The 20,766-nt window shown below is 45.2% G+C and carries 23 protein-coding genes; 15 read left to right on the forward strand and 8 right to left on the reverse strand.

Annotated features, from left to right (window positions below; all coding sequences use genetic code 11):
* The 10 genes from MST20_RS16460 (at nucleotide 1) to MST20_RS16505 (ending at nucleotide 7,467) form a co-directional block, all read left to right on the forward strand.
* The gene (locus tag MST20_RS16460) at nucleotides 1–279 is read left to right on the forward strand and encodes a YwqI/YxiC family protein (RefSeq protein WP_020450144.1); all 279 of its coding nucleotides are present in this window, start codon (nucleotides 1–3) and stop codon (nucleotides 277–279) included.
* A gap of 17 nt (nucleotides 280–296) precedes the next feature.
* Nucleotides 297–1,727 (forward strand): ribonuclease YeeF family protein, encoded by a 1,431-nt coding sequence (locus MST20_RS16465; protein WP_243943545.1) that lies wholly within the window; start codon nucleotides 297–299, stop codon nucleotides 1,725–1,727.
* A 22-nt stretch (nucleotides 1,728–1,749) separates the two neighbouring features.
* On the forward strand, nucleotides 1,750–2,454 hold the full coding sequence (locus tag MST20_RS16470; protein ID WP_243943547.1) for a hypothetical protein: 705 nt from the start codon (nucleotides 1,750–1,752) through the stop codon (nucleotides 2,452–2,454).
* The gene (locus tag MST20_RS16475) at nucleotides 2,435–2,713 is read left to right on the forward strand and encodes a DUF4176 domain-containing protein (RefSeq protein WP_243943876.1); all 279 of its coding nucleotides are present in this window, start codon (nucleotides 2,435–2,437) and stop codon (nucleotides 2,711–2,713) included. Before MST20_RS16470 ends, MST20_RS16475 begins: the two co-directional genes overlap by 20 nt.
* A gap of 1,631 nt (nucleotides 2,714–4,344) precedes the next feature.
* Nucleotides 4,345–5,115, forward strand: coding sequence for a hypothetical protein (locus MST20_RS16480; protein ID WP_243943549.1), 771 nt, complete (start codon nucleotides 4,345–4,347; stop codon nucleotides 5,113–5,115).
* A 59-nt stretch (nucleotides 5,116–5,174) separates the two neighbouring features.
* Entirely contained in the window at nucleotides 5,175–5,432 is a 258-nt protein-coding gene (locus MST20_RS16485) for a hypothetical protein (protein ID WP_025809523.1), read from the forward strand.
* A gap of 17 nt (nucleotides 5,433–5,449) precedes the next feature.
* Entirely contained in the window at nucleotides 5,450–6,130 is a 681-nt protein-coding gene (locus MST20_RS16490; RefSeq protein WP_243943551.1) for a hypothetical protein, read from the forward strand.
* A 20-nt stretch (nucleotides 6,131–6,150) separates the two neighbouring features.
* Nucleotides 6,151–6,597 carry a hypothetical protein gene (locus MST20_RS16495; protein WP_243943553.1) on the forward strand — a complete coding sequence of 149 codons (447 nt, stop codon included), beginning with the start codon at nucleotides 6,151–6,153 and terminating at the stop codon, nucleotides 6,595–6,597.
* 57 nt (nucleotides 6,598–6,654) lie between these two features.
* Nucleotides 6,655–6,996: a hypothetical protein gene (locus MST20_RS16500; protein WP_243943555.1), complete on the forward strand. Its 342-nt coding sequence runs from the start codon at nucleotides 6,655–6,657 to the stop codon at nucleotides 6,994–6,996.
* Between the two features lie 24 nt (nucleotides 6,997–7,020).
* Nucleotides 7,021–7,467 carry a hypothetical protein gene (locus MST20_RS16505; RefSeq protein WP_243943556.1) on the forward strand — a complete coding sequence of 149 codons (447 nt, stop codon included), beginning with the start codon at nucleotides 7,021–7,023 and terminating at the stop codon, nucleotides 7,465–7,467.
* A 34-nt stretch (nucleotides 7,468–7,501) separates the two neighbouring features.
* Here MST20_RS16505 and MST20_RS16510 read toward each other — a convergent pair whose 3' ends face one another.
* Genes MST20_RS16510 through MST20_RS16525 form a run of 4 tightly spaced genes read right to left on the reverse strand, consistent with a single transcriptional unit; the run spans nucleotide 7,502 to nucleotide 10,224 of the window.
* Nucleotides 7,502–7,957: a pyridoxamine 5'-phosphate oxidase family protein gene (locus tag MST20_RS16510; protein ID WP_243943558.1), complete on the reverse strand. Its 456-nt coding sequence runs from the start codon at nucleotides 7,955–7,957 to the stop codon at nucleotides 7,502–7,504.
* A 15-nt stretch (nucleotides 7,958–7,972) separates the two neighbouring features.
* Nucleotides 7,973–8,200: a non-oxidative hydroxyarylic acid decarboxylases subunit D gene (locus tag MST20_RS16515; RefSeq protein ID WP_243943559.1), complete on the reverse strand. Its 228-nt coding sequence runs from the start codon at nucleotides 8,198–8,200 to the stop codon at nucleotides 7,973–7,975.
* A gap of 19 nt (nucleotides 8,201–8,219) precedes the next feature.
* On the reverse strand, nucleotides 8,220–9,641 hold the full coding sequence (locus MST20_RS16520) for a non-oxidative hydroxyarylic acid decarboxylases subunit C (RefSeq protein ID WP_243943560.1): 1,422 nt from the start codon (nucleotides 9,639–9,641) through the stop codon (nucleotides 8,220–8,222).
* A gap of 13 nt (nucleotides 9,642–9,654) precedes the next feature.
* Complete coding sequence (locus MST20_RS16525; RefSeq protein ID WP_243943561.1) at nucleotides 9,655–10,224, reverse strand: non-oxidative hydroxyarylic acid decarboxylases subunit B; 570 nt, start codon at nucleotides 10,222–10,224, stop codon at nucleotides 9,655–9,657.
* A gap of 121 nt (nucleotides 10,225–10,345) precedes the next feature.
* Here MST20_RS16525 and MST20_RS16530 point away from each other — a divergent pair, with 121 nt between their 5' ends.
* On the forward strand, nucleotides 10,346–11,218 hold the full coding sequence (locus tag MST20_RS16530; RefSeq protein WP_243943562.1) for a LysR family transcriptional regulator: 873 nt from the start codon (nucleotides 10,346–10,348) through the stop codon (nucleotides 11,216–11,218).
* A gap of 47 nt (nucleotides 11,219–11,265) precedes the next feature.
* Here MST20_RS16530 and rocF read toward each other — a convergent pair whose 3' ends face one another.
* From rocF to MST20_RS16545, 3 genes are all read right to left on the reverse strand, one after another.
* Entirely contained in the window at nucleotides 11,266–12,159 is an 894-nt protein-coding gene (gene rocF / locus MST20_RS16535) for an arginase (protein WP_243943563.1), read from the reverse strand.
* Nucleotides 12,152–13,555: an amino acid permease gene (locus MST20_RS16540; protein WP_243943878.1), complete on the reverse strand. Its 1,404-nt coding sequence runs from the start codon at nucleotides 13,553–13,555 to the stop codon at nucleotides 12,152–12,154. Before MST20_RS16540 ends, rocF begins: the two co-directional genes overlap by 8 nt.
* Before the next feature lie 213 nt (nucleotides 13,556–13,768).
* A complete protein-coding gene (locus tag MST20_RS16545; protein ID WP_243943564.1) occupies nucleotides 13,769–14,971 on the reverse strand; it encodes an ornithine--oxo-acid transaminase in 1,203 nt (400 codons plus the stop codon).
* 241 nt (nucleotides 14,972–15,212) lie between these two features.
* Here MST20_RS16545 and MST20_RS16550 point away from each other — a divergent pair, with 241 nt between their 5' ends.
* The 4 genes from MST20_RS16550 (at nucleotide 15,213) to MST20_RS16565 (ending at nucleotide 18,997) form a co-directional block, all read left to right on the forward strand.
* Nucleotides 15,213–16,625, forward strand: coding sequence for a sigma-54 interaction domain-containing protein (locus MST20_RS16550; protein ID WP_243943565.1), 1,413 nt, complete (start codon nucleotides 15,213–15,215; stop codon nucleotides 16,623–16,625).
* 115 nt (nucleotides 16,626–16,740) lie between these two features.
* On the forward strand, nucleotides 16,741–17,547 hold the full coding sequence (gene tcyA / locus MST20_RS16555) for a cystine ABC transporter substrate-binding lipoprotein TcyA (RefSeq protein ID WP_243943566.1): 807 nt from the start codon (nucleotides 16,741–16,743) through the stop codon (nucleotides 17,545–17,547).
* Nucleotides 17,534–18,238, forward strand: a complete 705-nt coding sequence (locus MST20_RS16560; RefSeq protein WP_243943567.1) for an amino acid ABC transporter permease — start codon at nucleotides 17,534–17,536, stop codon at nucleotides 18,236–18,238. The genes tcyA and MST20_RS16560 overlap by 14 nt, the downstream gene beginning before the upstream one ends.
* Before the next feature lie 15 nt (nucleotides 18,239–18,253).
* The gene (locus tag MST20_RS16565) at nucleotides 18,254–18,997 is read left to right on the forward strand and encodes an amino acid ABC transporter ATP-binding protein (RefSeq protein ID WP_165426011.1); all 744 of its coding nucleotides are present in this window, start codon (nucleotides 18,254–18,256) and stop codon (nucleotides 18,995–18,997) included.
* A 38-nt stretch (nucleotides 18,998–19,035) separates the two neighbouring features.
* Here the strand turns inward: MST20_RS16565 and MST20_RS16570 are convergent, their stop codons facing one another.
* Complete coding sequence (locus MST20_RS16570) at nucleotides 19,036–20,760, reverse strand: methyl-accepting chemotaxis protein (RefSeq protein ID WP_243943569.1); 1,725 nt, start codon at nucleotides 20,758–20,760, stop codon at nucleotides 19,036–19,038.
* Between the last annotated feature and the right edge of the window lie 6 nt (nucleotides 20,761–20,766).

The raw sequence follows: 20,766 nt of genomic DNA on the forward strand, positions 1-20,766 counted from the left end.
ATGGGTCAAGAAATCAAAGTCAAAACAGGCGAAGTCAAACAGGCGCTCTCGAAGCTGAAGCATTCAGCCCAAGCTGTGAAACCGAACGTGCCGACAGATATCAGCGGCAAAAACAACCTTGACGTCGTCAAAAAAATCGAAAGCATGAACAAAGATTTGAAAAGCCTGACAAAAGCATACGCATCGGCTCTAGCTAAACAAATTGCGCAAACCGAACAGGCTGTCAACGCCATAAAAGACGCCGACAAAAAGCTGTCGTCATCGATCAAAGCCAAGTAGAAGGAAGGGACTACGCATTGAAAACTCTAGATGTTCAGGCTTTTCAAACCGGCCTAGACAAAACGCTGACCGAATTAAAAAACCAGACTGACGAGATTTCAAAAGTCAAACAAAGCGTCAAAGGTCTCACCTCCCTTGACGACGCCTTAAAAGGCGCGGGCGGTGAAGCGATCCGCTCGTTCTATGAAGAGTGCCACACCACTTTTCTTCTTTTTTATGAATCTTTTATTTCCGATTATAAAGGACTTTTAGAAAAGACGAAAAGCGCGCTTCATTCCCTTGAACCGAACCAAAACGGCTTTATCTCGCAAAGCTTTCTTGAAAACGAACTCCATGACGGTGTCAGTCAAGCCGAATCGCTGACAGGCAGATTGACGTCAAAAGCCAATCAGACGATGGCCACTGTCAGCCACATCGTCGACCTGCCCGACCTCGACGATTCAGCCGTCAACGAAAACGCCAAAAAAGCCCAAAGACAAATCAGCGAGACGCTCGAAAAGCTTCACACCTTCGACCGCGAACAGACAAATGCGCTAAAAGCGGCGAAGGAAGACCTTGACACGATGAAGCAGTACATTCAGCAGCTGGAGAAAATGTATACGGGGCCGAAAATTGAAATATCGGAATATAAAAGCGGTTCAATTTTAAAGCCGCAAAATGACTCAACAATCAGTCAAGCTCCCGGCGGCCTGCAAAACGACTTGCAAAACCCCGACGAAACGCCGATGGAGAAGATGCTTGGCCGGTTTAGCGAAAAAGACGAAAAAGGCAAAATCGATGACACAACAAAAGAAGACCTTCCATTTGAGATCGATTGGATGTATCCTGTATCGAGTGCGGGAAGTTTGTATGGAACGACTACTGCTGCGACGGATTTTGGGAAGAATGTGAAGTATGTAAAAAAAGATAAAGTAAAGATTGAGAGAAAAGTTAAATTCAAAAAAGATGGTACAGAATTAAGACGTTATAAAGTGAAAAACGGTGAAGCTATAGGTCTTAAAGGGAAAAGCTATGATGAATCTTGGATAAAATCCCAGGTGAAGGCTGGTAACAACCCTGAAATTGCAAAATTAACTCGTCCCTCATCTGCTCTCAAAAGCGCTATGAAAAGCAAACTCGGATGGGCAGGCGTAGCCATTACCACTGGCGAAGATCTTATCAACAACCTCAACGATCCTAGTACTTCTGTTGAAAAAACGGTTGGCGATGCTGCTGTTGACGTGGGAATGGGTGCCGCAACATTAGGGGTAGGTGCTGTAGCAAGTGCATTAGTAATTGCGGGTGGAGCCCCTATTATAGCGGCCGCTGGTGTATCTCTTATTGCTACAATCGGAATATCGGAACTTTTAGGTGGAGTTAAATGGGGCAAGGACAAAAAAAGCATAACCGATATGGCAAAAGATTCTGTAGAATCTGGTTTAAAAACAGTAGCAGGGTGGTTTAAATAAGAAAAAGGCTGGTGAAGGAACCTTGCTAAAATTAAAGGAGAATACTAAATACGGTAAATTACCATCTGACATTCAAACTCATCTCACTGCTTCTAGTTCAAAAGAAGATAAATTGACGATGCTTGGGTTCGTTATCCTGTTTTTAGATATCATATGTGGTGGACCTCTATTAGCAAATGGTAAAAATATCTTTACGACTATAGCATTGCCTTTTATGATTGGTGTTAATATATGGACAGTCATTGTCATGTTTTTGAAGCCAAATTATCGCAATAATTTGCACTTCATTTTGTATAAAGGTGTTACCGGGGCCGTCATCTCATTTTGTTATTTTGTACTTTCACAGAAATATGCCTTTTCTGTTTTAGGTTTTAACTTTTTATTTTTCACGACTTCTTTATTAACTTGTATCATTATTATTCTAGGATTTATTCGATACTACCTTATCGTTTTTCCAAATTTACACAAAAAAAAGGATGACAAATCATCTTGGGGCACGTACTTACTAACCCTAGGACCGGGATTAGGTTATATTATTGCACAGTTCGTCTTTCGCTTTTCTGATTCAATCGTTACCCTATTTATGAGTTATATCTACTTGTTATTTACTTGTTTTTTCATTTATTTTGGAGTCAAGTTCATTCATCAATATTTATTTATTAAAGCCAACCAAGACATTGTTGACAGATATTTAAGAAAGGGGAAATATAGCCTTGACCGAAAATAACTTACTGCCTAGCGGCTCAATCGTCTTACTAGAAGGCGGGAAAAAAAAATTAATGATTTACGGAAGAAAACAGATCGTTGTAAGCGAAAATCCAAAAATGTTTGACTATATCGGCGTTTTTTACCCCGAGGGCTACATTAATCCAGACTATACTTTTGCTTTTAACCATTCAGATATTGAGAAAGTGATTTTCGAAGGTTACCAAGACGAAGAAGAAATTGAGTTTCAGCAAGTTTTGGCTGAAGCTGTGATCGATTAAACTTCAAAGCATCTCACATCGGGATGCTTTCTCTTATACAAATTTTCAAACCCGGAGAAAAATAAAAGAGTCTTAGCAGAACTTACCTGACAACATTTAATTTCATTTTTATAGCTTTCGTCAGCCGAAATCAAGATCCGAAATGGTATCCTCTGTTCTTTCACATCAGTAGAAAAGGCAGATGAAAACCTTGCTGAAATTAAAGAGGAATCCCAAAAAAGGTATTTGTCTTCCCGCATCATTTCCCATTTAGTAGCTGCAAGCTGTGAACAAAAAGCTAAATTAAACATGATTTGGATAATACTGTTTACAGATTTGATATGCGGAGTGCCCATCTTAGCAATTGGGAAAACACTATATCATTGCCTTTTATGATCGGTATTAACATATCGACAATCGTAGTCATGTTTTTAAAACAGAGTGATCGGAATAATTTCATTCCACCTTATATATGGAGCAACTGGAGCCGTATGTTCTTTTTGTTATCTTGTATCACAAGGCGGTGTGTACTGCCAGTTTGCTGTGCTGAAGCATTCAGCACAAGCTGTGAAGCCGAATATGCCCGACAGATATTAGCGACAAAAACAACCTCAATGTCGTCAAAAAAATCGAAAGAATGAACAAAAATTCGACTTAAATCATCAAAAAATGGTTTGGTTAAACAGGAGGGAGTATGACACCCGAAATTTTCGTCGAATATTCAGAGTACCTATTATGCGCTATTTTAGGTGCTCAATTTGGTTACGGGTTGCTATTGCTAATTCTCGGAAATCTAATAGTAAATAATTACGAACGTGGAACATTTGAAACACCTTCAAATTTGTTCAAAAAAACTGTTAATTTTTTTACAGGACTCTTTTTCGGTGCTAGTTATTTTGTATATAAACGGCTTTACAAATATAACTGGTTCCTGAGAAAACTATATTACGCCCTTTACCTTCTGGGAAGCGGAATTCTAAGTATCATCATCTTTTATATTTTATCTTTTATTCTCCACTTCATTTTCAGGGTTTAATTTTTTTACAAGGATGTGAAAACAATAAAACATCTCATCACATGTACATCTGAAGAACTAGCAATACTCGTCACGCTATGCGATTATCCGGATATAGCCAAAGGTATTGCAGAGGTATCTTTAGGAAAAATGGATGAATTGCAGTCAGCCGCAACCAATAATACTGGAATGAAGAAAAAAGCGCAGAGGATGAAAATCCTCTAACTGAAGAGATGAAAAAGTTTATCGTCTCCTACGTAAACTCGGAATAAATGATCCGCTGTTAAACGATGGACCATTTTTGCAAAACATCGTCTTCTTTATTCCTTCTGCTTAAGGCGTCTGGGTTGCTCAATATGATGAACACAATGAAAAACCTGTACATATTTCATTAAAGACAATTGAACAATGGTATGAATTATTAAGGGCTGGAGTATACGATATCGTTTAAAAATACATAATTATTGATTTCACAAATGAATAAATTTCAAAGCATCTCATTCGGGATGCTTTCTCTTAAGCTAATTTTCAAATTCGGAGCCCTGACAAATTTTATTTTATAGCTTTCATCAGCCGAAATACACGATCCGAAATGGTCTGTTCTTTCACATCAATTGATAAAAGGCAGGTGAACACTTTGCTGAAATTAAAAGGAAATCCTAAATACAGGAATTTGCCTTCCCGCATCATAACCCATTTAGCATCTGAAAGCTGTGATAAAAATGCTAAGTTAAACATGCTGTGGATGATTTTATTTACTGATTTAATGTGCGGCGTGCTGATCATAGCGATAGGGGAAACATTTTTCACGGCTATATCAATACCTTTTATGACGGGTATTAACATATGGACAGTCATTGTCCTGTTTTTAAAACAGAGTGATCGGAATGATTTGCATTTCACCATATATATGGGGGCAGCTGGCGCTGTATGTTCTTTTTGTTATTTTGTATTATCACAAGAACTCGTTTACGTTTTGCTCGGTTATGACCTTGTATTTATCATCACGTCTACATTCGTTTATGTGATTGTGATTTTAAGTATGGTTCTACATTACCTTATCATTTTCCCAAACTATAAAAAAAAGACAGACAGTACGACTTTGGTAAACTGCTTGTGTTTATTTGGAATAGTCGCTTACATTGCGGCGTTTTTCTTCCTGCATTTTTTTGAAGGCGGAGCTACCTATTTTATGAGTTATACCTTTTTGGCATTTACTTTCTTTTTTTCTTTTATGGGGGTTAAATTCATTCATAAATTCTTTTTTATCAAAGCCAACCAAGGCTTGATCGATAGAAGTTTTAAAAAGGGAACATACAGCCCGCGACCGAAAATCATGACCACCGAACAGAACAATCGCCGGAACACAAACATGATTGATTTACGAAAAAAAACAGATCGCAGCTAGCTACAATTGCTTTGCTTATCAAGTGATAAGTATCGTTGACCAAGAAAAAGGAGCTTTTCATGAAAAACGAAAAACATTTTCTATATAAAAAAATAAACGAAGCAATGATCATCTTCTCTATTTTATTTCCTGTAGGCGGTATCTTTTTAGTCATCATGACGATATGGGCGATAGGAGCAAAAGCCCCTTCAGAAATTCCCTTGTTTGTTTCCGTTATCAGCTTGTTTTTTTTCGTTCCTCCACTCCTATTGCATATCTACAGAAAAAAGGTCTGGCTGAAAAAATACATGCAGAATTATAAAAATTCAGAGGGATAAGCGGAGGAATACAAGCTTTGCTGAGATTAAAAGAAACGGTTACATACAAAGATTTACCTTACAATATTCAATCTCATTTGACAGTTCCCGCCAGCCGGGAAACGAAATGGGGAATGGCGTGTTTTATCGTGTTGATGCTGGATATTTTATGCATATTACCTGCGCTGGCGAACAAAGTTGATTTTTTCACATTCTCCGCTGTCCCTGTTGCTATCCTGATCAATATATGGATGATCATCATGAATACCAAAAGCATGACTGGATGCCATCATCACCTTCAATATGTTCGGTTTATGGGTGTATCTTTCAGCGGTATGTCATATTGCCAGCTGATCACGGCGCAAAAAATGATGGTTTCTGCCATCGGTTTTCATTTACCGTTGATCAGTCTGTCACTATTCATATATGCCGCCTTTATCTTCCTCGTCATTCGGTATTACTTGGTTGTATTCCCTGATTCTAAAAGAGGCAAAAGGGAGACAGCAGCTCCGACAAGGATGCTTCTGGCAGCTGTTCCGGCAGGCGGTTTTGTAATAAGTCATGCCGTTTTGCGGGTTTCCGAGCCTGCCGTTTATTTGTTGATGAGTACCGTCTATCTGCTTATGGCTTGTTTATTTTCTATGATGGGGGTCAAATTCATCCACAAATACTTCTTCATTAAAGCGAATCAAAATATCATCAGACAGCATAGGATTTAAGGCACAAGGAGAGGTCATATTTGAAAGGCAGTAATAAAATCATTCTCTCAGTTTATTCCCTACTTGCAACAATCATTATTTTGACCGGTCTTGCCAAACCTTCAATGAACTGGAAGGAAAAGCTTGCCGTCATCGGCTTTATGTTCGTTTCAATCTCTTTATTCGCCTTCATCATTTATGTGTTCATAAATAGGCCGAAGAAAGATCAAAGCGCACACCGATGCAACATTGTCGCGAAAATCTTTTGGAAGAAATATAGAAAGCCGTTCACGCTCTCTTTCTACTTCGTCGGCATCCTGATTGTGGGAACATCCGTGTTTTCAATGACCGGACTCACTTTCTTATGGAAATCCGCTGTGTTCACGGTTTTGTGTGCCGCGATATCGTGCGGCTTTTTTGCGGTTTATCAAGCGGGGAATCAAATGCTGAACCGGTCTTGTTTGGAAAGAATGCCTGACGAAAAATGAGAAGCTTTTTATATCAGAAAAAAAACGCTGGAGTCCGCACTTCATAAAGGAGTTATGATGTCACCAGAAACTATTGTTGAATATACCGAATACTTCATCGCCGGTATGTTGGCCGCTCATTTCGCTTACAGTTTGGGTTTTTTAATCATAGCGCGTCACATGATCATTGAATATGAAAAAATGATCTTTTTAAAACCTGAAAAATGGTCCCATAAAATCACGAACACATTCGTTTTTCTTCTTATCGGCACCGGTTACTTCGTTTACAAACGGCTATTAAGATACAACTGGTTCCTGAGAAAACTGTATTTCGCCCTTTATCTTGTGAGCAGAGGCATTTTAAGCATCATCATCTTTTATATTTTTTCTTTTCTGATCCATCTCATTTTCAGCGTTTAATCATTTACGATTGGAGAGGTCCGAATGTCTAAATTTCTAGAAAAACCAAGAAACAAAGCCATCTTATCCGTCTACTTGTTTTTCGTATGCGGCTCCGTTCTCAGCACTGTTCTGATTCCGAAGATGAGCATCGGAGAAAAACTGTTTATCCTCTGTTTTAATATTTTCTCGGCAACTTTATTCGCATTTCTCATTTATGTGCTGCTAAATAAATTGATGAAAGATGAAGACCGCAAACACCCGGCAGCCCCCGAAAGAAACGGGATTAATCAAGTGATTTGGAAAAAATACAAAAAACCGCTGATCCTGTTTGTTTATTTTGGCGGCGTGTTTTCCGTCTGCGCTGTTATTATTCCCATGCCGATATATACCGTTGCTGAAAAGCTCGTGATCCTTTCGATCGCCATTATTATCATTACAATTGGCTGTATCTTGGCTTATAAAGTGACGAATAAAATGCTGCAGAAATAATTGAAAGGACCATGGTTCGCCATGGTCCTTTTCTTCATTTCCTCAGTTCCTCCAGCGTCTCCTCCCACCGCCGCAAAACCGCCGCTTCATCCTTCAGCTCAATCTGAACGCCGGAGATGATATCAGCGTATTTTGCGATATCTTCCCGTGCCGCTTCGACTGTGCCGGCGAAGCGCGCTCTCGGGTGTTTGGCGTCTTTTAATTCGGGCAGTTTCTTTAAAGACAGCCGCACATAATGTGCTTTGCCTTTCCAGCAGGTGACGAGGAGCGCCCGGCCTGTTCTCGCGATGTTCGCGGTTGTCGTTGTGCCTTGCCAGAGAGCCAGGCGGATGTCGGTTTTGTTCAAGGCGAGGATTTCGCCGGCGCTGATCATCGCTGTGTGCGGCCAGCCGTCTTCTGTGACGGTCTGGAGCATCATCGCTTCGCGCCGCTTTCCGGCGAGTTTCTCTCCGTTTATCAGCTGAAACAATTCGTTAGATAGCTGAGCCATGCCGGATGCCTCCCTTTAGATTTTCCGGTCTGGAACCGCCGACACTTGTACGGCTGTTTCGACTTCAGAAGGGTCAATTTTAAAGGCCGGATTGTATTTTTCAGGATTTGTGATCGTCTCCGGCTCCGATGACCTCCAAGTGAAAAAGCAGTGCTGGCATTGATAAACTTCCCAGGCTCCTTCAACGGGTGACTTGCTGACGGTTTCCGCTTCTTTTAATTCGCAGCGCGGACATGTATGCATGATGAAACACTCTCCTCTTTTATTGATTTAACAGATTCATTAATTTCGCTTCCCACTCTTTCGTTCCTATAGGGGAATCGAGCGGCTGTGAATAGTGTCCTCTTGTTTCCGGGGCCGCAGGCGTTGTCGCGTCCAGGATCATTTTGTGGGTGATTCCCGCCGGTTCAGAACCCGGATCAAGCGCCAGAACGGATAAATCCGGGATGATGACTGCATCGTGTTTTGGATGCATTTTCGTTGAAATTGCCCACATCACTTGCGGGAGGTTAAACGGATCGACGTCTTCGTCAACGAGGATCACCATTTTGCAGTATCCGAGGCCGTGCGGGGTCGTCAGCGCGCGCATGCCGACGGCTTTGGCGAATCCGCCGTAGCGGCTTTTCGTTGATACAATGGCGATCAAGCCGTGTGTATACATCGCGTTTACCGCGACAATTTCATTCGGATAGGCCTCTTTTAGCTGCTGGTAAAGCGGCACACATGTATTAATCCCGACCATGTAGTCAACCTCAGTCCAAGGCATGCCTAAATACAGGTGTTCAAAAATCGGGTTGTTGCGGTGGCAGACGCGCTTGATTTTGATGATTGGCATGCTTCTTCCGCCTGAATAGTGGCCGGTAAACTCGCCGAACGGGCCTTCATACTCACGTTCGCCCGCCAGGATCTCGCCTTCGAGAACCACTTCCGCGCCCCATGGGATATCTAAGTCAGACAGTTTTGATTTGACGATTTTATAAGGTTCGCCTTGCAAGGCCCCTGCCATTTCGTATTCTGATTGATCGTATAAGAGCGGTGTGGATGCCGCCGTTGCAATGACCGGTTCGCAGCCGAGCGCAATCGTGACAGGCAGGTTTTCGCCGCGCTCTTCAGCCTGGCGCAGGTGGATTGCAATGTCATGCTGCGGGACGGGCTGAATGCCGAGGCGGTCTTTTCCTTTTACTTGCAATCTGTACATGCCGACATTTTGTTTGCCGAAGTGTTCCGGATCCTCGACATCTCTGGAAATGACGCATGCCTTATCTAAATAAAAGCCGCCGTCGCCCTGATTGATGCGGAAGAGCGGCAGAATGTCAAACAGGTTGATGTCTTCTTTGATGTCGTTTTCGTGAAACGGCGCTGTTTCCTCTCTTTGCACTTTTACAGGAAACTGATCATAGCGGCGCGCGAATTCAAAGAACTGTTCTTTGACAGGCGTGTCTTTCGGAAGGCCGAGCATTAACGCGTGGTTCGGCCAGGAACCGATGACATTCAGCGCGATTTGGGCATTGTTATAGCCGTAAATGTTGTTGAATAAAAGAGCGGGTGATTTGTCTCCGAGGTTGTTGGCGGCGCGTGCAGCGGCTCCCAAATCGGGTTCCGGCTTCACCTCTTCCTGAACTTCAAGAAGCTGTCCTTCTTTTTTCAGCGTATTTAAAAAATCTCTAAAGTCTTGATAAGCCATTCTGTTATCCTCCTTATTTCTCCTGCTTCATTCCTTCCCAGCGCTTCGCTTCAGACAGATGGATTCCAAATTGGTCCAGCGTCCGGAATACGATATGGTCGACCATTTCGGTCAGATTTTGGGGATGATTATAAAAAGCCGGCATCGGCGGCAGGATCACCGCGCCCATTTTTGTCAGCTCAAGCATGTTTTCAAGATGAATCTGGTTCAGCGGCGTCTCCCTTGTTAACAGCACAAGCTTTTTCCGTTCCTTCAGCATGACGTCCGCCGAACGGGTCAACAGGTTATCCGCCATACCGGTGCGGATGCCCGCCAACGTCTTCATGCTGCACGGTGCGACAATCATTCCGTCCGTTTGAAAGGAACCGCTTGAAATGCGGGCCGCCTGGTCTTTGTGGGAATACGTAAAAGATGCGAGCTTTTCTACGTCTTTCATCGTATATCCCGTTTCGTGCAGGATCGTTGCCGCTGCCCACGGAGAGATAACCAGGTGTGTCTCTGCGTCGGTTTTCTTCAGCCACTCCAGCATCCGCACGCCAAATATCGCGCCGGTCGCGCCCGTAATTCCGATGATGATGTTCATATGCGCCCCCCTTTCCTCCTTAGTGCTTCAGTTAAAATGATACGCCTCTATTTACCATATTGAAAATATCTGTTAAATCTATATATAATACTTTAAAGGTATAAAAAGGAGTGCCGAGAAAATGGATATTCGCCAGTTAAAGTACTTTGTTACGATCGCACAGGAAGGAAAGATTACAACGGCGGCGAAGCGGCTCCATATCGCCCAGCCGCCGCTCTCCAGACAGTTGAAGCAGATGGAAGAGGAGCTCGGAGTCGTTTTATTTGACCGGAACAAAAAGAAAAATCTGACGCTGACCTATGAAGGAGAAGTGTTTTTGAAAAGAGCAAAAGAAATCCTGCACAAGCTTGAGGATTCCATCTTGGAGGTTCGGGAGCTGCGTGAAGAAGTCAACGGAACCCTTGCCGTCGGTTCAACGATTTACTGTGCGGCTCTATTGCTCTCAAAAGTCTCGAAGATCAGGGAAATGTACCCGAATTTAATGTTTAACATTTGGGAAGGTGAGCCTTCACGGCTGAGCGGGCTCCTGGAAAGCCGGCAGATCGATGCGGCGGTCACGACAACGCCTTTCCACAGCAAAAATATCGAATCAAAGAGCCTGCCGGAGGTCCCATGCAAGCTCGTTCTTCCGGGGAATCAGTCGTATGGCTTAAAAGGGGAAGCCGGAATGAAAGAAATTGCCGGTCTGCCGCTGATTCTGCTCAGGCCGTCGCATGGAAAAGGGATTTATGATGAGGTCGTCTATCACTTTCAATCATCGGGCTTGGAGCCGAGGGTCGTCTGTGAGTGCCACGATTCTACAACGCTCCTCAGCCTCGTCACTTCGGGATTCGGAGCAACGATTCTGCCGCTGTCCATGCTGCCGGCGCATTTTGCACGCCATGTTCAGACTTTGGAGATTCAAGACAATCCGTTCATTCTGCAGCCGTCTGTCGTGTGGCGGGCCGGCAGTTTTCTGCCGAAGCCCGTAAGAGAGTTTTTGGCTTTATTTTGATAAAAAAAAGAAAAGGCATCATGCCGATGCCTTCTCCTTTGCATTGGTTACAGCAGCTTCTTCCCTAACAGCGATTCGATCAGTTCGACAGCCGCCTCACCGGTTTTATTTTTATGATCAAGTATCGGGTTGACTTCAACAAACTCGGCAGAAGTAATGATATCTGCATCATAAAGCATTTCCATCGCCAAATGGCTTTCCCTGTAGCTGATGCCTCCGACGACAGGGGTGCCGACTCCCGGAGCGTCGCTCGGATCAAGACCGTCGAGATCGAGGCTCAGATGAATGCCGTCGCAATTTGCTGACAGATACTCGATCGTTTCCTCTATCACCTTCGTCATACCGAGCCTGTCGATTTCATGCATGGTGTAGACTTTCATGCCGGTTTCACGGATATATTTGCGCTCTCCTTCATCAAGCGAGCGCGCACCGATGATGACGACATGCTCCGGCTTGATTTTCGGCGCATAGCCGTGAAGGTTGACCAGCTTTTCGTGGCCGACACCGAGACTTACCGCCAGCGGCATACCGTGGATGTTGCCCGACGGTGATGTCTCCAGCGTATTTAAGTCGCCGTGTGCGTCATACCAAATCACGCCGAGCTGTTGATAATGCTTGGCTACCCCCGCCAATGTCCCGATGGCTATGCTGTGGTCTCCGCCCAACACGAGCGGGAAGCGGCGCTGTTCGATGACATTGTCGACGATATCGGCCAGCTTGCAGTTTCCTTCGAGTACGGAAACTAAATTTTTCAGCCCTTTGTCTCCTTTTGGCTGATCGCGGTTGATCGGCACATCGCCAAGATCATCGATATCATAGCCCAGCTCGGTCAGACGTTCCACGATATGAGCGTAGCGAATCGCGCTCGGTCCCATATCCACACCGCGCCGCGCCTGTCCCAAGTCCATCGGCATTCCAATCAGAGAAACTTGCTTATTCATCAATAACCACCTCATCGTTCGTTTTGTTTTGATAGATCAATGCTTCTTGTCGCTCAAGAGTCTGGCGTTTTTTCACAAACATGTGATAAACAAAGTAGCTGGCCGACATGAACAAAATTCCGCAGTACAATGCCATTCTCTGCTCTGAATCAAAGGCAAGGCTCACAAGGACGGCGCTGTTTAAAATAAATCCCGTCAGCGGCAAATAAGGATAAAGAGGCGTTTTAAATTTCAAGTCTTCAACCTTACCGCCTTCTTTGACATATCGTCTGCGAAATAGCAGCTGTGATACCGTAATCGTGATCCAGCCGACTTGTGCGCTTAAACCGGCAAGAGACAAAAGCCAGATGTAGAGCGTTTCTGCGGCAATTACGCTTGAGACGAGGGACAAACCGGCAAAACCGAGCGTGATCCACAGCGCATTCATCGGGATCCCTCTTTTATTGACCCGGCTTAAAGCTTGAGCGGCCATTCCTTCTTTCGCAAGGGAATAAAGCATCCTCGTCGATGCGTACAAACCCGAATTCGCCACCGATAATAAAGCAATTAAAATGACAAAGTTCATCAAATCGGCGGCATACGGAATGCCAATTTGTTCAAATACGACAACGAACGGGCTTTCAACAACCCCCGCTTTTTCCCATGGAATCAACCCCGCCAGGACAAATACGGACAAGCCGAAAAACACGAGTGTCCGCCAGACCGTCTGTTTAATGGAGCGGGGCACCGTTTTTTCCGGATTTTCGCTTTCCCCCGCCGCGATCCCGATCAGCTCTGTCCCCTGAAAGGCAAAGTTGACAGTGATCATCGTGATAAAGATCGCGCCGAATCCGTTTGGAAAAATTCCGTCTCCAATCAGATTGGAAAAGAACGGTGCAGCCTGTCCGTCTTTCATATCGATAAGTCCGAACATCGCGCCTCCGCCGAGAATAATAAACAGAAGGATGACGATAATTTTGATGCCGGACAGCCAAAATTCCGATTCCCCGAAAGCTTTTGCCGATAGCGCGTTAAGCGAAAAAAGCAGCAGGCCGAAAATCAAACACCATATCCAGACGCCGACATCGGGAAACCATCTTTTCATGAGCTGCCCCGCCGACAGAAATTCCAAAGCGACCGTAACCGACCAGCCGAGCCAGTAAATCCAGCCGACAGCAAATCCTGTGGCAGGCCCGATAAATTTTGTCGCGTACGTCTGAAAAGAGCCTGAAACCGGCATTGCCACTGCGAGCTCCCCAAGGCAAAGCATCGTAAAATACATGATCATTCCGCCCGCTAAATAGGAAAGAATCGCGCCGATCGGCCCGGCTTCATTGATCGTATATCCTGTTCCGAGAAAAAAGCCGGTTCCGATCACGCCGCCAAGCGAGATCATAAACAAATGGCGGGATTTCATCGTTCTTTTCAGTGCATATTGTTCACGGTTTTCATGATTCAAACCGCCTTCACCCCTTCCGTTTCCATTCTCCCTAATGTCAGCTTCCCCTATGACATATAGACTATTTTTTAAATCTTCTGAACATTTTCCTGATATTTCAATTTTTGACAAACTTCGCACATGCGGCGAAAAAACGGGCTGAACAATCCCCTTATTGTTCAGCCGTCCGCTTTACTTCGACAAAACACGGGTAATCTTTTCAATCGCCCAATCCAGATCCTCATTTGAAATAACAAGAGGAGGTGCAAAGCGAATCACCGTTTCATGCGTTTCTTTGCAGAGCAGGCCTTCTTCTTTCAAACGCTCGCAATACGGGCGCGCCGCCTCTGTCAGCTCAACCCCGATGAACAGCCCTCTGCCGCGCACTTCTTTGATTTTTGGATTATCGATTTGCGAGAGCTTCTCTTTAAAATATTCCCCAAGCTCCAACGACCGTTCAGCGAGCCGCTCATCTTCCAGCACTTCAAGGGCGGCGATCGATACGGCACATGCAAGCGGATTCCCTCCGAAAGTCGACCCGTGCGAGCCCGGATTAAACACGCCAAGCACATCCCGGTTTGCAGCAATACAAGATATCGGGAACACGCCGCCTCCTAGCGCTTTTCCTAAAATGTACATGTCCGGTGTGACATCCTCCCAATCAGAGGCGAACATTTTGCCCGTTCGCGCAAGCCCTGACTGTATTTCGTCAGCGATAAACAAGACATTGCGTTCTTTGCAGACTTCAGCAGCCTGTTTCAAAAAGCCTTCCGGCGGAATGACAATGCCCGCTTCACCCTGAATCGGCTCAATTAAGAAAGCGGCTGTATTCGGTGTGATCGCCTGTTTCAGCGCCTCCAGATCCCCGTATGGAATCAGCTTGATGCCGGGAAGCATCGGCCCGAAACCGCGTTTATATTCTTCTTCTGATGAAAGCGACACAGCCAGCATCGTCCGGCCGTGAAAATTGCCTTCACATGCGATAATTTCCGCCTGATTGTCCGGAACGCCTTTTACATCATAAGCCCAGCGCCGGGCTGCTTTAATCGCTGACTCAACCGCTTCCGCTCCGGTGTTCATCGGCAGAACCATATCTTTCCCCGTTAATGAAGCGACTTTTTCATAGAAAGGACCAAGCTGGTCATTGTGAAAAGCTCTCGACGTCAGGGTGATTTTGTCGGCCTGATCTTTTAACGCCTGGATGATTTTCGGATGCCTGTGCCCTTGATTCACTGCGGAATAAGCGCTCAGCATATCCATGTATCGGTTGCCTTCCGGATCTTTCACCCACGCGCCTTCCGCTTCAGAAATCACGATCGGCAAAGGATGATAGTTATTCGCGCCAAAATGTGCGGTTTGCTTCATAATTTTCTCGGACTTTGATAGAACCGTCATTCTGATTCCTCCTTCTTATTTTTGGACATACATGCCAGATGTCGTATTTTGTTTCACACTATTTTATATGCAAGTATCGTGCCAATCCTTAAAACCGCAAATTTTCAGAACATTGCATGTATAATTCGCAAAAAATTTTGCGGTTTTTATTCAAAGGTGCAAAAATAAATGCATATTTTTTTGCACCCTTATCAAGTCTTCACTTACAATGGAGACAGTTACGAACAAAGGGGGATGTCACTTGCTGAAGGATTATGATTTACTGAAGCTTATTTTTCAAAGAATTATAGATGAAATCGATATCGGCTTGCATGTCGTCGACGAAAACGGCACATCTGTTGTCTATAACAAAAAAATGAGCCAGATTGAAGGGATGGATGTCGGCGATGTGCTCGACAAAAACGTGCTGGACGTGTTTACGTTTGCCAGCCAGCATGACAGCACTCTCCTGCAGGCGCTGCATCACGGAAAAACGAACAAAAACGTCAAGCAGACCTACTTCAATAACAAAGGCCAGGAAATTACGACCGTTAATCATACGTTTCCCATTATGGAAAACGGGAATACGAAAGGAGCGGTTGAGATTGCCAAAGATGTCACAAAGCTTGAACGCCTGATCAGAGAAAATATGAACAAAACAGAAAACACAAAGTATACATTTGACAGCCTGATCGGCGTCAGCCCGGTGTTCAAGGAAGTGATTGAACATGCAAAGCGGGCGACCCGGACCTCTTCCTCCATTCTCATCGTCGGTGACACCGGAACCGGAAAAGAACTGTTCGCCCAAAGTATACATAACGGAAGCCAGCGGTCGACCGGCCCATTCATCTCGCAAAACTGCGCAGCCCTCCCGGAAAGCCTCGTTGAAGGCCTATTATTCGGCACGGCCAAAGGGGCATTCACGGGAGCAGTCGATCGCCCGGGTCTTTTCGAACAAGCAGACGGCGGCACATTGCTCCTTGACGAGATCAATTCTTTGGACTTCAGTTTGCAGGCAAAGCTTTTGCGCGCGATTCAAGAAAAAACGATCAGGCGGATCGGCGCTTCCAAGGATACTCCGATCGATGTCAGGATCATTGCGACGATGAACGAAGATCCAGTCGATGCGGTCAGCGGGCAAAGACTGCGAAAAGATTTGTATTACAGACTGAGCGTCGTCACTTTGTTCATTCCTCCATTAAAAGATCGGAAGGAAGATATCATGCCGCTCACGCAGCATTTTATCGATAAATACAACGCATTGTTCCAAATGGAGGTCAAAGGTTTTGAGGAAGAGGTACGGCGGTTTCTGCTTTCATATGATTGGCCGGGAAACGTCAGGGAGCTTGAACATTTAATTGAAGGCGCCATGAATTTGATGTCTTACGAAGACAAACTGGAGCTGACGCACCTTCCATTGCAATACAGGACGAAACCAGCGGCAAAAAAGCAGCTGCCGCAGCAGGGCTATGATCTGTTCGCCCCGCTTCCTTCCGCCTCGGCGGCTCCTTTGAAGGAACAAATCGAGAATGCCGAAAAGTATTATATTCAAAAAACCGTTAAAAAATGCAATTACAATGTGTCACAGGCGGCGCGAGTTCTGGGGATCAGCAGGCAGAGTCTGCAATACAGACTTAAAAAATGGAAGATCCGCTTTGATCAGGAATCAGAATGATCATCACTAAAAACGAATTTCTTGACTCATACTAAAAAAGGTTTATGCTTTACTTTTGTAAGACCGTTAAGTAAAATCATATCAACTAAATCCAATCAGAAAAGCGGGGAATAAAATGAAGAAAGCCATATTCGCTGTATTATTGACGCTGTTGATCACCGTGATGGCCGCATGCGGCGCGTCAGGGGACAACTCCAAGGATAAAAACGCAGCCGGCGACAGCCTCTGGTCTTCAATTAAAGATAAAGGCGTTTTGACCGTCGGTACTGAAGGAACGTACGAACCATTTACATTCCACGATAAAAAAACAGATCAATTAACAGGTTATGATGTCGAAGTGATGCAGGAAGTCGCCAAGCGCCTCAACCTGAAAGTTGAATTTAAAGAAACGCAGTGGGACAGCATGTTTGCCGGCCTCAACTCCAAGCGTTTTGACGTCGTTGCCAACCAAGTCGGGAAAAAAGACCGTGAAGATCAGTACGATTTTTCTGATTCATATACAACTTCCCAAGCCGTCGTTGTCACAAAAGCGGACAACAACGATATAAAATCTGAAGGGGACGTTAAAGGGAAAAAAGCTGCACAGTCTTTGACAAGCAACTATAATGATCTTGCGAAAAACGCCGGCGCTGAAATCGAAGGCGTGGAAGGAATGGCTCAATCGTTCCAGCTGATTCAGCAGGGCCGTGTCGACCTCACCTTTAACGATAAACTGGCGGTGCTGAACTATTTGAAGACATCAGGAAACAAAAACCTGAAAGTCGCTTTTGAAACAGGCGAACCGCAAACTACGCATTTTGCTTTCCGCAAAGGAAGCGGCGAGCTGGTTGACAAGGTCAACTCCGCGCTGAAAGACATGAAAGAGGATGGCACACTCGCGAAAATAGCGAAGAAATGGTTTGGCGAAGATGTTTCTAAGTAATATACAAGCGGCGGCCATCGGCGCGGCGATCCCCTGGGATCTTGTGCGTGAGTCATTTTGGCCGATCTTTTTAAGGGGAATCTATTATTCGATTCCCCTTGCCATTCTCTCTTTTATATTCGGTATGATCATCGCATTGATCACGGCGCTGGCGAGAATGTCCAAATCCCGCATTTTAAGAGCGGTTTTCGGCATTTATGTCTCAGCGATCCGCGGAACGCCGCTGCTCGTTCAGCTGTTCATTATTTTTTACTTGTTTCCAGCGTTTCAAATCACGATTGACCCGTTTCCGAGCGCAATCATTGCCTTTTCATTAAATGTCGGCGCATATGCGTCGGAAATCATCAGAGCTTCCATCCTTTCCGTTCCGAAAGGGCAGTGGGAAGCGGCTTATTCGATTGGAATGACTCAAAAAACGGCGCTTACCAGGGTCATCCTGCCGCAGGCTGTACGCGTGTCGATTCCGCCATTATCCAATACATTCATCAGCTTGGTTAAAGACACATCGCTTGCGTCACAAATTCTTGTTGCTGAATTATTCCGGAAAGCCCAGGAAATCGGGGCCAGCAATCTAGACCAAATATTAATCATTTATATGGAAGCCGCATTCATCTATTGGATCATCTGCTTTGTCCTCGCGCTTGTTCAGCAGCAGATTGAACGGCGGTTGGACCGGTATGTGGCCAGGTAAGGAGGGAAATAGACAATGCTTGCGATCAAAGGGCTGAATAAATCCTTCGGCGAAAACGAAATCTTAAAAAAAATCGACCTGAACATCGAAAAAGGAAAAGTGATCGCCATTTTAGGGCCTTCCGGTTCAGGCAAGACGACGCTGCTTCGCTGCCTGAACGCTTTGGAAATTCCAAACCGCGGCATTCTTTCTTTTGACGATTTCACCATCGATTTTTCCAAGAAAAATAAACCGGCTGACCTCCTCCGCCTGCGGAGAAAGTCGGGAATGGTATTCCAGGCCTATCACTTGTTCCCGCACCGCACCGTGCTTGAAAATGTGATGGAAGGGCCGGTAAAAGTGCAAAAGCGCAATAAAGCAGAGGTCAAAAAGGAAGCCGTTCAGCTTCTGCAAAAGGTCGGCCTTGAAGACAAAATGGACCTCTATCCATTCCAGCTTTCCGGGGGACAGCAGCAGCGCGTCGGGATCGCCCGCGCTCTGGCCATCAAGCCGGAACTGATGCTTTTTGACGAGCCCACATCGGCGCTTGACCCCGAGCTGGTCGGTGAAGTGCTGAAAGTCATGAAAGACCTTGCGAATGAGGGCTGGACGATGGTTGTCGTCACCCACGAAATCAAATTCGCGCAGGATGTCGCAGACGAAGTCGTCTTTATCGACGGCGGCGTCATCGTCGAACAGGGCCCGCCTGAACAAATTTTCTCAGCTCCTAAGGAAGAACGAACAAAACAGTTTTTAAACCGGATTTTGAATCCTGTATAAACAAAACAGCCTGATCTCTCTGGATCAGGCTGTTCTTTTTATTCTGCGGCCAGTTTAAACTTGGATGCCGCTTGATTCAATTCTTCCGACAAAGCGGAGAGCTGCTGAATGGCCGATGCGATTTCCTGCATGCCGGCGCTTTGCTGCTCCGCTGCTGCCGCGACTTCTTCAGAACCTGCCGCCTGCTCTTCGGTAACGGCGGAAATCTGCTCCATCGCTGATGAAATGGTTTGATACGATTTTTCGACTTTTAACAAGGACTGAAGCAATTGATCGGTCCGTTCGGTAAATTGAGAGATCCCTTTAAAAATTCCTGAAAAATTCTCGTATGTGCCGTTGATTAATATCTGCCCTTTATCAACCGCTTCGTTTCCTTCCTGAATACGTTCCATGACAAGCCGGCTGCTCTCCTGCGTGCCCGCCACAAGCTGGGAAACGGATAAAGCGGCATCTGCCGAGCGTTCGGAAAGCTTTCTGACTTCTCCCGCAACAACAGCAAAGCCCTGGCCTTCTTCACCGACCCGGGCGGCTTCAATTGAAGCATTGAGCGCCAGCAAATTCGTCTGTTCAGCAATAGAGGAAATCATTCCGATGACTTTTTCAATTTCTTCGGTATGGTTTTGCATCTCTGCTGCCGCTTGTTTGGACTCTTCCATCACGTTTTTAATCGTCTGGGTCTGCCGCAATGTTTCTTCAACAAGCTCCTGTCCGGTCTTGGAATCGTTGCTGACGCCTTCGGCAACGTTCTTCATCTCGTTCACTTCTTCCGTGACATGTGTAAGCTGATGATCGATTTCGGCAGCCGATGTGTGGCAATCCGAAACAGACGAGACAACTTCGTTGATTCCCTCGCTCATGCTGTTCATCGATTCAGCCACCTGGGCCGCGCTTTCGCTCGATTCAGCCGATACATTTTTCAACTGGAGACTCGTCTTGGATACCTCTTCAGAGGAAGCTGAAATTTGTCCAATCAATTGTTGTAAATTTTCGCTCATCCGCTTGAACGATTCGGCAAGCTTTCCGGCTTCATCACGGCTCTTCACAGAAATGTCCGCCGACAGATCGCCGTCGGCAATTTTTTCTGAAGCCTTCATCAGCTGCCTGATCGGCTTCGCGATATAAGAACCGAGAAAATAAGCCATGACCATTCCGAGCAGCAAGACAAATGCTGCGATCGCAATTGTATACCACATCGCTTTTGCCGCTGTCGCCGGAATCACGGAAGCATCAAGATCGATCCCCAAAATTCCCACCTTTTCGCCGGAGCTGTTCTCAAGCGGCAGAAAAATTGACTGGTGAATGCCGTATTCGTCTTCATACACGTCGCTTACTGTCTCTTTGTTTGTCGTCAAGGCTTCTTTCATTTCAGGAGAAAAGCTGTAATCCGTGCCGAAATCATCGGACGTATCCGACAGCACGAGAATCCGCTCCTTCCCGCCCTCATTGGAAAGGATATAGATATTCTCAAGTTTGTTTTTCTTTTTCAGGCTGTCCACAGCCATTTTTGTCTGCTTGTAAAGCGGGTTGTCCGCAGAATCGATTTCAAGCGGATTCCCGTCCAGACGTTTAATTTGGTTTTCAGCAAGATGAATATCGGTATAAAGGCGGTTTTGGAACTGCTGTTTCAGCTGTTCTGACAAGTCTTTGCTGATATAAGTAAACACAGCTGAAAATGATGCGATCGTGATCAAAAGCACTAAGGCGACGCCAATCATAATTTTGACTGAAATGTGTTCTGTTAGCTTTTTCTTCAACGTTTTCATCGTCTA

The organism is Bacillus sp. B19-2, assembly GCF_022832475.1.
Classification (GTDB): domain Bacteria; phylum Bacillota; class Bacilli; order Bacillales; family Bacillaceae; genus Bacillus; species Bacillus paralicheniformis.